The sequence below is a fragment of the Exiguobacterium oxidotolerans JCM 12280 genome (assembly GCF_000702625.1).
GTDB classification, from domain to species: Bacteria; Bacillota; Bacilli; order Exiguobacteriales; family Exiguobacteriaceae; genus Exiguobacterium_A; species Exiguobacterium_A oxidotolerans.
Map to the genome: position 1 here is coordinate 1589871 of NZ_JNIS01000001.1, position 10130 is coordinate 1600000.

General features: G+C 49.2%; 7 protein-coding genes, 2 rRNA genes and 1 other RNA gene (1 of these 10 only partly in view). 8 read left to right on the top strand and 2 right to left on the bottom strand.

The features are described from left to right. Nucleotides 1–4: 4 nt before the first annotated feature. Together P403_RS0108030 and P403_RS0108035 are read right to left on the bottom strand one after the other, a co-directional pair. Nucleotides 5–682, bottom strand: coding sequence for a deoxynucleoside kinase (locus tag P403_RS0108030; protein ID WP_029332186.1), 678 nt, complete (start codon nt 680–682; stop codon nt 5–7). After that, on the bottom strand, nt 679–1308 hold the full coding sequence (locus P403_RS0108035; protein WP_029332187.1) for a deoxynucleoside kinase: 630 nt from the start codon (nt 1306–1308) through the stop codon (nt 679–681). Before P403_RS0108035 ends, P403_RS0108030 begins: the two co-directional genes overlap by 4 nt. A 110-nt stretch (nt 1309–1418) precedes the next feature. Between P403_RS0108035 and tadA the strand changes: the two genes are divergently transcribed. The 8 genes from tadA to P403_RS0108070 form a co-directional block, all read left to right on the top strand. Beyond that, entirely contained in the window at nt 1419–1925 is a 507-nt protein-coding gene (tadA, locus tag P403_RS0108040; RefSeq protein ID WP_034801063.1) for a tRNA adenosine(34) deaminase TadA, read from the top strand. 47 nt (nt 1926–1972) lie between these two features. Further along, nucleotides 1973–2239: signal recognition particle sRNA large type (gene ffs, locus P403_RS16415), an RNA gene on the top strand. Between the two features lie 96 nt (nt 2240–2335). Then, nucleotides 2336–4018, top strand: coding sequence for a DNA polymerase III subunit gamma/tau (gene dnaX / locus P403_RS0108045; protein WP_029332189.1), 1683 nt, complete (start codon nt 2336–2338; stop codon nt 4016–4018). A gap of 22 nt (nt 4019–4040) precedes the next feature. Beyond that, nucleotides 4041–4361 (top strand): YbaB/EbfC family nucleoid-associated protein, encoded by a 321-nt coding sequence (locus tag P403_RS0108050; protein WP_012368932.1) that lies wholly within the window; start codon nt 4041–4043, stop codon nt 4359–4361. Nucleotides 4362–4379: 18 nt separating this feature from the next. Next, on the top strand, nt 4380–4979 hold the full coding sequence (recR, locus tag P403_RS0108055) for a recombination mediator RecR (protein ID WP_029332190.1): 600 nt from the start codon (nt 4380–4382) through the stop codon (nt 4977–4979). Continuing rightward, complete coding sequence (locus tag P403_RS0108060) at nt 4976–5194, top strand: YaaL family protein (protein ID WP_029332191.1); 219 nt, start codon at nt 4976–4978, stop codon at nt 5192–5194. Before recR ends, P403_RS0108060 begins: the two co-directional genes overlap by 4 nt. A 355-nt stretch (nt 5195–5549) precedes the next feature. Then, nucleotides 5550–7111: ribosomal RNA gene (locus tag P403_RS0108065) — 16S ribosomal RNA — on the top strand. A 166-nt stretch (nt 7112–7277) separates the two neighbouring features. Beyond that, nucleotides 7278–10130, top strand: a 23S ribosomal RNA gene (locus tag P403_RS0108070); it runs 62 nt beyond the window's last position. The 16S and 23S rRNA genes sit together here, the layout of an rRNA operon.

Genomic DNA, 10130 nt, shown 5'->3' on the forward strand with positions numbered 1-10130 from the left:
TGAATCAACGTGTTTTTGCAATCCGGGCGACTTCGAGTTGTTTATCGATTTTCGAGAGGATACGTTCAATCGACTCCGGTTCATTGAGAAGATCATATTCATCGATGGATAAACGAAGGACTGGGCAAATCGTGAAGTTATTGATCCAGTTCGTATACCGTTCGTACATCTCTTCCCAGTACTCAATCGGTGTTTGCTGTTCCATCTCGCGTCCGCGGAGACGAATCCGGTCGAGCACCTGTTCAAACGATCCTTCTAGATAAATCAACAAGTCTGGATGCGGGAAAAAGGGTGTCATGACCATCGCATCAAACAAACTGGAGTATGTTTCGTAGTCCGTTGGTGACATCGTGCCTTTTTCGAAATGCATCTTCGCGAAAATGCCTGTGTCTTCGTAGATGGAGCGATCTTGGATGAAACCGCCACCGTATTGGAAGATTTTCTTTTGTTCTTTAAATCGTTCCGCTAAGAAATAGATTTGTAAGTGGAAGCTCCAGCGCTCGAAATCATGGTAGAATTTATCGAGATAAGGGTTCGTATCGACTTTTTCAAGAGATGTCCGGAAGCCGAGTGCGTCTGCTAGACCGTTCGTGATCGTCGATTTTCCGATCCCGACCATTCCACCGATCGTAATGACGGCATCTGCCGGAATATTGTATTTTTCACGTAACTTCGAGTTCATGCGTGGTTCGCTCCTTCATATAATTCATTGCGGATTTTAGTTAAGACATAATCCAAGTCTTCTGGGCGTTTGACGAAGTCGAGTTCATCGCCGTTAAAACGAATGACTTTGACTTCCGGATGTTTGATTTGATACTCCGTGACAAACGTTTCGTAGTCTGCTGCGAGTTGCTCGAGATAATCGCGTGACATGTGTTCTTCAACTTCACGTCCGCGTAAGGCGACGCGTTTCATCAGTGTATCGATACTCGCATTCAAGTAGATGACGGCATCCGGTTTTGGCATGTCCGTCGTTAAGGTCGAATAAATTTGTTCATATTTGTCGATGTGCTCTACTTTGAGCGAGCGGTGAGCAAAAATCAGGTTTTTAAAGATATGATAATCAGCGACGACAGAGCGTTGTTTACTTAGGTAGTGACGTTCGATATCATCGAGCTGCTTAAAGCGATTGCATAAGAAGAACATCTCTGTTTGGAAACTCCATTCCTCGATGTCCTCATAGAACTTTCCAAGAAAGGGATTTTCTTCGACAATTTCGCGTAACATAGAAAATGAGAAATGATGACTGATGGCGTTCGCAAGTGAAGTTTTGCCTACACCAATCGGTCCTTCAACCGTTATGAACATATTCAATTACCCTCCGTTCAGCAAAGTGCAATTTATATTTTAGCACAAAGCAGGGACCCCTGCCGAAGTTTCAGAGGGAGAATTTTTGTAAAGATAGGGAGTGTGTAGAAGTGGAGCGACACGAATATTATATGGGGCTTGCGATTGGTGAGGCGAAAAAGGCGGAAGCCATCGGCGAAGTTCCGATTGGTTGTGTCATCGTCAAAGACGATCAAGTCATTGCGACCGGATATAATCATCGGGAAACGAATCGTCAGGCGACGGCACATGCTGAATTACTCGCCATCGAGCAAGCGTGTGAAAAACTCGGGAACTGGCGACTGGAAGGGTGCGAACTGTATGTGACGCTCGAACCGTGTCCGATGTGTGCCGGAGCCATCATGCTATCGCGGATTGAACATGTCATCTTCGGTGCCGTTGATCCGAAAGGGGGTTGTTGCGGAACCTTGATGAACCTCGTCCAAGATGAGCGCTTTAACCATGTTTCACGTCTAACGAGTGGTATACTAGAAAAAGAATGTGGTGAGTTGTTAACAGCGTTCTTCCGCGAACTTCGTGCGAAAAAGAAAGCAAAGAAACGTGCAATGGGTTGCAACAACTTAGACGAAACAGTATAATGAAAAAGCACTCGAACGGGTGCCACTAAAAAACGATAAATCATTTGCCGTGCTAGGTGGGGATGTAGCGGTTCCCTGTCACTCGCAATCCGCTATAGCGAGACTGAATTCCATATCGAGGGATATGATTGGTATGGTCTGCCTTACGTAAGTAGCGTTGACGTCTGAGTCCTGCGCAACAGATACCCATGAACTAGGTCAGGTCCGGAAGGAAGCAGCCTTAAGTGGTGCTCTCTGTGTGCCGCAGGAGTGCTTGGACTGAGCAGGCTGCGTGAGTAACGCATGTTGAACATATTTCAGAATATGGTGCGCGGCAGTTTAATTTTTATAAAACAAGTCTACAGCCGGTTTCGGTTGTAGACTTTTTTAGGTAGAATAGAACAAGGATTATAAAAAGAGGAGGCGCAAATTTGGCCTATCAAGCACTATACCGCGTGTATCGTCCGCAGCGTTTTGATGAAGTCGTCGGACAAGCACATATCACTCGGACGATTCAAAACGCATTGATGGAAGAACGGATGTCACATGCCTACCTATTTTCAGGCCCGCGCGGAACGGGGAAGACAAGTCTTGCGAAAATCATCGCAAAAGCGATCAACTGTGAACACGCACCTGTCAAAGAACCGTGTAATGAATGCCCGACCTGTCTCGCGATTACAGAAGGGTCGAGCCCGGATGTATTCGAAATCGATGCGGCTTCAAACAACGGAGTCGACGAAATTCGTGAAATCCGCGATAAGGTGAAGTACCCGCCTTCAGAAGCAGCCTATAAAGTTTATATCATCGATGAAGTGCATATGCTATCGACAGGAGCGTTCAATGCATTATTAAAAACGCTTGAAGAACCACCGGCACATGCGATTTTCATCTTAGCGACAACAGAGCCCCATAAAATCCCGGCGACCATCATTTCGCGTTGCCAACGTTTTGATGTCAAACGCCATGAAGTCGACCAACTAGTCGAACGGATGCAGTTCATTTTATCCGATCAAGAAATTGCCTACTCGGAGACGGCGTTACGGTTGATTGCACGGGCGGCAGACGGAGGAATGCGGGATGCCTTGAGTTTACTCGACCAAGCCGTCGCGTTTTCGAATGGGGATTTGACGGATGCTGCCGTACTCGAAGTAACGGGTGCCGTAGAAGACGAGGCGTTGCTCGCAATTGCAAATGCACTTCATAATCATCAAGTCGATCAATTATTGCAGACGCTTGAGCAGATGCAACGGGCAGGAAAAGACCTGAAGCGATTCGTCGAGGACCTAGTCTTCTTTTATCGGGATACGCTCCTGTTAAAAGCCTCACCGACGGCAGTCGATTTGTTAGAACGCGCCCGTCCGACAGAGGAATTCAAACAGTTTGTCGAAATGATTGAAGCGGAAACATGTTTTCATGTCATCGAACAACTGCATGATTGCCAACAACAGATGCGATTGACGAATCATCCACGTGTCTTAGTCGAGATTGCCTTCATCCAAATTACGGAACAGGGGCGTACGACGGGACAAATCGTCCAGTCATTGCAACAGGAAGTAAGAGAAATGAAGGAACAGATGCATCAGTTGAAAGCGAATGGTGTACCGGCAACGGAGCAAGTCGCAGCACAACCAGCTAAACGGAAGCAAGGTCGTCCGACCGTGCGGATCGCGAAAGAGCGGATTCGACAAATGCTGATGCGAGCAGAAAAAGCACAACTACTTGAAATCCAAGAGCGCTGGGATGCTATTCTAAAACTCATCTTAAAGCAAGATGGTCCGATCTATTCGCTTGTCCATGAAAGTAAACCCGTCTTGTGTTCGGGAGATACGTTATTGATTGAGTTTGATAACGGTAAGGGCTGGCATTTCGAACAAGTCATGACGAATGAACGAACGCGTTTCGTTATCGAAGAAGCCCTGTTTGAAGTATGTGGCGTCAAACGGGAGATTCTCGCAATTCTTGATCAAGACTGGAATGAATTGAAGGCAGAGTTTGTTGCAAAGCGAAATAGTAGTAATATAGAAGAGAAAGAGGTCGCTGAAGAATCGGAAAGCGATCGCTTATTATCCGAGACGCTTGGTCGTTTTGGTGATATCGTAGAATTTGAAGACTAATCTTACTTGAGGAGGAACAAATATGCGTGGTATGGGAAATATGAACAATATGATGAAACAAATGCAAAAGATGCAAAAGGATATGGCGAAAGCTCAGGAAGAACTTAAAGATTTGACAGTGACGGGTACAGCTGGCGGTGAAATGGTATCTGTCGTCGCGGATGGTCACAAAAATATCATCGATGTCATCATCAAAGAAGAAGTAGTGGATCCTGACGATGTCGAAATGATTCAAGATCTCGTCCTCGCTGCAACGAATGATGCATTGAAAAAAGTCGATGAACTTGTTTCAAGTAAGATGGGTAAATTTACGCAAGGTATGAACATGCCGGGAATGTTTTAAACTGTAGGGGGAAATCAATTGCAATATCCTGAAGCAATCAGTCGTTTGATTGAAAGTTTTACGAAGCTACCGGGGATCGGACCGAAAACGGCTGTTCGTCTTGCTTTTCATGTCTTAGACATGGAAGAAGATGATGTGTTGATGTTCGGGAAGGCACTCGTTAGCGCGAAGCGCGATATTTCTTATTGTAGCGTGTGTGGAAACATAACAGACAAAGATCCGTGTTATGTTTGTTCGGATAAACATCGTAATCGGACGGTTGTCTGTGTTGTTCAGGATTCGCGAGATGTGATTGCGATGGAGAAGATGCGAGATTATCAAGGGTTGTACCATGTACTCCACGGGGCGATTAGTCCAATGGAAGGGATTGGACCTGAAGACATTAACGTATCGAGTCTTTTGACACGTCTCCAAGAAGATGAAGCCATTACGGAAATCATCTTAGCAACGAATCCGAACATTGAGGGAGAGGCAACGGCGATGTACTTGTCACGTTTACTGAAACCGACGGGAATTCGTGTGACACGAATTGCACATGGTCTTCCTGTTGGGGGAGATTTAGAGTATGCGGACGAAGTCACATTATCCCGTGCGATGGAGGGAAGACGCGAACTATGAGTTGGTTTCGAAAAAAAATCCGAAACGAATACGATGAGCGTCTCCTTACAGAATTGTCTAAAGCAAAAGAAGACTACTTGATGAAACGTCATCTACTTGAGATTAGTTATGATGATTATGGTGATCTTGAAGCACAAATGAAATTAGCCGAGTCGTTGTATTTCTTCTATATAAGCGAAGCAAAACGAAGACGCGTTTCAATCATGATGAAGTGAACGAGTGAAGGCTGTGAGCCCGAGTGGTTTGCAGCCTTTCATCTGTTCTTAAAAAGAAGAATCGAAAAAAATGAAACTATTTTAATAAAACAGTTGTCATCCCCTAATTATCGTGGTATATTAATTCATGTCCTAAAGAGGACGCACGCTTGAAACGAACGAAAAAAACTTCTTTTAAAAAGTTGTTGACTTATCGTTCTAGACTTGGTATTCTAATTGAGTCGCCAAAACAGGCGCGGACGAACTTTGAAAACTGAACGATGAGGCAAAAAACGTATCTTCGGATACAAACAATGAATGAAGCGCAAGCTTCGTCAACGTGACTTTTAGTCACAAAAACGAGCAAGTCAAACACTTTATGGAGAGTTTGATCCTGGCTCAGGACGAACGCTGGCGGCGTGCCTAATACATGCAAGTCGAGCGCAGGAAGCTCGCGGAACTCTTCGGAGGGAAGCGAGTGGAATGAGCGGCGGACGGGTGAGTAACACGTAAGGAACCTGCCTCAAGGATTGGGATAACTCCGAGAAATCGGAGCTAATACCGGATAGTTCTTCGGACCGCATGGTCCGATGATGAAAGGCGCTTCGGCGTCACCTTGAGATGGCCTTGCGGTGCATTAGCTAGTTGGTGGGGTAATGGCCTACCAAGGCGACGATGCATAGCCGACCTGAGAGGGTGATCGGCCACACTGGGACTGAGACACGGCCCAGACTCCTACGGGAGGCAGCAGTAGGGAATCTTCCACAATGGACGAAAGTCTGATGGAGCAACGCCGCGTGAGTGATGAAGGTTTTCGGATCGTAAAACTCTGTTGTAAGGGAAGAACAGATACGAGAGGTAATGCTCGTATCCTGACGGTACCTTGCGAGAAAGCCACGGCTAACTACGTGCCAGCAGCCGCGGTAATACGTAGGTGGCAAGCGTTGTCCGGAATTATTGGGCGTAAAGCGCGCGCAGGCGGCCTTTTAAGTCTGATGTGAAAGCCCCCGGCTCAACCGGGGAGGGTCATTGGAAACTGGAAGGCTTGAGTACAGAAGAGAAGAGTGGAATTCCATGTGTAGCGGTGAAATGCGTAGAGATGTGGAGGAACACCAGTGGCGAAGGCGACTCTTTGGTCTGTAACTGACGCTGAGGCGCGAAAGCGTGGGGAGCAAACAGGATTAGATACCCTGGTAGTCCACGCCGTAAACGATGAGTGCTAGGTGTTGGGGGGTTTCCGCCCCTCAGTGCTGAAGCTAACGCATTAAGCACTCCGCCTGGGGAGTACGGCCGCAAGGCTGAAACTCAAAGGAATTGACGGGGACCCGCACAAGCGGTGGAGCATGTGGTTTAATTCGAAGCAACGCGAAGAACCTTACCAACTCTTGACATCCCCTTGACCGCTTGAGAGATCAAGTTTTCCCTTCGGGGACAAGGGTGACAGGTGGTGCATGGTTGTCGTCAGCTCGTGTCGTGAGATGTTGGGTTAAGTCCCGCAACGAGCGCAACCCCTATCCTTAGTTGCCAGCATTTAGTTGGGCACTCTAGGGAGACTGCCGGTGACAAACCGGAGGAAGGTGGGGATGACGTCAAATCATCATGCCCCTTATGAGTTGGGCTACACACGTGCTACAATGGACGGTACAAAGGGCAGCGAGACCGCGAGGTGGAGCCAATCCCAGAAAGCCGTTCCCAGTTCGGATTGCAGGCTGCAACTCGCCTGCATGAAGTCGGAATCGCTAGTAATCGCAGGTCAGCATACTGCGGTGAATACGTTCCCGGGTCTTGTACACACCGCCCGTCACACCACGAGAGTTTGCAACACCCGAAGCCGGTGAGGTAACCGCAAGGAGCCAGCCGTCGAAGGTGGGGTAGATGATTGGGGTGAAGTCGTAACAAGGTAGCCGTATCGGAAGGTGCGGCTGGATCACCTCCTTTCTAAGGAAAACGTCCCGTAAGGGACATGCCCATCGTTCAGTTTTGAGAGCTCGTCTCTCAGTCTCGTAAGAGACACTCGCACCTTGAAAACTGAAGACATCAACAAGACATCAAATTTTTTATAACCATGTCATTAGACGTGTGTTCTTAGAATACCAAAATGCTAGATCAAGGTATGAAGGGCGTACGGTGGATGCCTTGGCACTAGGAGCCGATGAAGGACGCGACGAACAGCGATATGCTTCGGGGAGCAGTAAGTATGCTTTGATCCGAGGATTTCCGAATGGGGGAACCCACCATCCGTAATGGGATGGGACATGTTACATGAATACATAGTGTAGCGTGAGGCAGACCCGGGGAACTGAAACATCTAAGTACCCGGAGGAAGAGAAAGCAAATGCGATTCCCTGAGTAGCGGCGAGCGAAACGGGAACAGCCCAAACCGGAGAGCATGCTCTCCGGGGTTGTAGGACACTCTATACGGAGTCAAAAAGGAAGACAGTAGGTGAATGACCTGGAAAGGTCGGCCGAAGAAGGTGACAGCCCTGTAGCTGAAACTGTTTTCCCTCCAGAGTGGATCCTGAGTACGGCGGGACACGTGAAACCCCGTCGGAATCCGGGAGGACCATCTCCCAAGGCTAAATACTCCCTAGTGACCGATAGTGAACCAGTACCGTGAGGGAAAGGTGAAAAGCACCCCGGAAGGGGAGTGAAATAGATCCTGAAACCGTATGCCTACAAGTAGTCAGAGCCCGTTAATGGGTGATGGCGTGCCTTTTGTAGAATGAACCGGCGAGTTACGATAGCGCGCGAGGTTAAGCTGATGAGGCGGAGCCGTAGCGAAAGCGAGTCTGAATAGGGCGCCATAGTGCGTTGTCGTAGACCCGAAACCAGGTGATCTACCCATGTCCAGGATGAAGGTCAGGTAACACTGACTGGAGGTCCGAACCCACGCACGTTGAAAAGTGCGGGGATGAGGTGTGGGTAGCGGTGAAATGCCAATCGAACCTGGAGATAGCTGGTTCTCCCCGAAATAGCTTTAGGGCTAGCCTCGAGGTTGAGAGTTCCGGAGGTAGAGCACTGATTGGACTAGGGGCCCCCACAGGGTTACCGAATTCAGTTAAACTCCGAATGCCGGCAACTTATACTCGGGAGTCAGACTGCGAGTGATAAGATCCGTAGTCAAGAGGGAAACAGCCCAGACCGCCAGCTAAGGTCCCAAAGTGTATGTTAAGTGGAAAAGGATGTGGCGCTGCCTAGACAGCTAGGATGTTGGCTTAGAAGCAGCCACCATTCAAAGAGTGCGTAATAGCTCACTAGTCGAGTGGCGCCGCGCCGAAAATGTAACGGGGCTAAACATACCACCGAAGCTGCGGATTCCGTAAGGAATGGTAGGGGAGCGTTCCAAACCGCTGTGAAGCTGTACCGTAAGGAGCAGTGGAGCGTTTGGAAGTGAGAATGCCGGTGTGAGTAGCGAAAAGAGGGGTGAGAATCCCCTCCGTCGAAAGCCCAAGGTTTCCTGAGGAAGGCTCGTCCGCTCAGGGTTAGTCTGGACCTAAGCCGAGGCCGAAAGGCGTAGGCGATGGATAACAGGTTGATATTCCTGTACCACCGATCCACCGTTTGAACAATGGGGGGACGCAGGAGGATAGTGACGCATGCGGATGGAAGTGCATGTGTAAGTTTCGAGATCGTCTGATTGGCAAATCCGTCAGGCACCAAGATCGAGGAACGACGCGGAGTCCCCTAGGGACGAAGGTCACGATTTCACACTGCCAAGAAAAGCCTCTAGTGAGGTGGAAGGTGCCAGTACCGTAAACCGACACAGGTAGGCGGGATGAGAATTCTAAGACGCGCGGGATAACTCTCGTTAAGGAACTCGGCAAAATGGTCCCGTAACTTCGGGAGAAGGGACGCTCTACATGAGTAGAGCCGCAGTGAATAGGCCCAAACGACTGTTTAGCAAAAACACAGGTCTCTGCTAAATCGCAAGATGACGTATAGGGGCTGACGCCTGCCCGGTGCTGGAAGGTTAAGGGGATGGGTTAGCGCAAGCGAAGCTTTGAACCGAAGCCCCAGTAAACGGCGGCCGTAACTATAACGGTCCTAAGGTAGCGAAATTCCTTGTCGGGTAAGTTCCGACCCGCACGAAAGGCGTAACGATTTGGGCACTGTCTCAACGAGAGACCCGGTGAAATCATAGTACCTGTGAAGATGCAGGTTACCCGCGACAGGACGGAAAGACCCCATGGAGCTTTACTACAGCCTGATATTGAGGCTTTGTGCATGATGTACAGGATAGGCGGGAGACGTCGAGACCGGAGCGCCAGCTTCGGAGGAGTCACCCTTGGGATACCGCCCTTCATGCATAGAGTCTCTAACTCGCAGCCGTAATCCGGCTGGAGGACCGTGTCAGGCGGGTAGTTTGACTGGGGCGGTCGCCTCCTAAACAGTAACGGAGGCGCCCAAAGGTTCCCTCAGAATGGTTGGAAATCATTCGTAGAGCGCAAAGGCAGAAGGGAGCTTGACTGCGAGACCTACAAGTCGAGCAGGGACGAAAGTCGGGCTTAGTGATCCGGTGGTTCCGCATGGAAGGGCCATCGCTCAACGGATAAAAGCTACCCTGGGGATAACAGGCTGATCTCCCCCAAGAGTCCACATCGACGGGGAGGTTTGGCACCTCGATGTCGGCTCATCGCATCCTGGGGCTGGAGTAGGTCCCAAGGGTTGGGCTGTTCGCCCATTAAAGCGGTACGCGAGCTGGGTTCAGAACGTCGTGAGACAGTTCGGTCCCTATCCGTCGTGGGCGCAGGAAATTTGAGGAGAGCTGTCCTTAGTACGAGAGGACCGGGATGGACGCACCGCTGGTGTACCAGTTGTTCCGCCAGGAGCATCGCTGGGTAGCTACGTGCGGACGGGATAAATGCTGAAAGCATCTAAGCATGAAGCCCCCTCCAAGATGAGATTTCCCTTTGAGTAATCAAGAAAGACCCCTCAGAGACGATGAGGTAGATAGGTC

Coding starts and splice junctions, on each gene's coding strand:
- P403_RS0108030 (WP_029332186.1), bottom strand. CDS start 682: ATGAACTCGAAGTTACGTGAAAAATACAATATTCCGGCAGATGCCGTC.
- P403_RS0108035 (WP_029332187.1), bottom strand. CDS start 1,308: ATGTTCATAACGGTTGAAGGACCGATTGGTGTAGGCAAAACTTCACTT.
- P403_RS0108050 (WP_012368932.1), top strand. CDS start 4,041: ATGCGTGGTATGGGAAATATGAACAATATGATGAAACAAATGCAAAAG.
- P403_RS0108060 (WP_029332191.1), top strand. CDS start 4,976: ATGAGTTGGTTTCGAAAAAAAATCCGAAACGAATACGATGAGCGTCTC.